The 1,055-nt window shown below is 47.4% G+C and carries 1 protein-coding gene; it reads right to left on the reverse strand.

Going from position 1 to position 1,055, the window contains the following annotated elements; translation table 11 throughout:
* A partial coding sequence (locus Afil_RS10610) for an IS66 family transposase (protein WP_230268528.1) occupies positions 1-1,055 on the reverse strand: 1,055 nt, incomplete at both ends.

The following is a 1,055-nucleotide window of genomic DNA, read 5'->3' on the forward strand; positions in this document are numbered from 1 at the left end:
TGGCATATGCATAAAGCCCGTCTGTCATAAGGGCATGACGAAAAGAACCGCCAAGGAGGGCGATTACGAACTCCTGTTTCTTGTAAGGGAAAAACTTATAGACAGCCATCTGGTTCTCTTCATAGATTCCGCTGACGGCGACAACCATAGAAGACTGTTTTCGATCTTTAACCTCCGTGCACTTTAAAACCGTCTCATCCATATGGACGACGTTACAGTTTGGGAGATCCTCAATCATTTGTTTTACGAGGGGCTTCAGATAAAGATCGTAAGTTTTTTCCAGGATGTTGCCCATGGTCTGACGGCTGATCGGCAGTCCCGTGAGACTCAGGTGCTTTTCCTGACGATAGGCCGGGGTTCCCATTACGAACTTATCGTAGGCAATTCCCGCGACCATAGAGGAAGTTGCGACACTCTTGTCGATCAGTGCAGGCTCGTCAGGTTCGGCGGTGCGGATGATGGCTTTCCCGTTTTCATCCGTACACTTGTTTGGGCACGCGACTGTCTCACGCAGCACTTCTTCCAGCCTATAGCGAGCGGGAATCCGATGAATCCTATAGTGACGTTTCATTCCAACAGTTTTCATCTCACAGCCGCAAACTGGGCAAATGCGCTTTTCCCCTTCTACACTGAAGGTAGTGGTTTCTTTGACCGCTTCCTGCTTTCTGCACTTGGTGGAAGGTTTTTTCTTGCTTCCTTCAACAGAACTGAGCTTTAAATCTTCAGCTTCTTTACGATAGCGGTCTCCCTCTTCCTGATATTTCGCAGCCCGGTTAAAACAAACATCGGCTTTCAGATCAAGCTGAGCCAGCTGTTTATTCAGAATATTGATATCTGGGCCGCCGTCCTCGTTTTCAGAGTAATCCAGTTTCAAGGGAACCATCTTTTCCGTAGAAGGACCAAAGCGGCCGCTTTTCACGGCTTTATTGATTTCTTTAGCGAAATAGAGATCCAGGTACATATCCTCAATAAATTTGTCTTTCTCTTCTTCCGTCATGGTGCTGATCTGATGATGAAGATCTTCGAGGAGCTCGTTGCGGATTGTCTGGTAAGGG

The organism is Allobaculum fili (assembly GCF_020969955.1).
Taxonomy (GTDB): Bacteria; Bacillota_I; Bacilli_A; order Erysipelotrichales; family Erysipelotrichaceae; genus Allobaculum; species Allobaculum fili.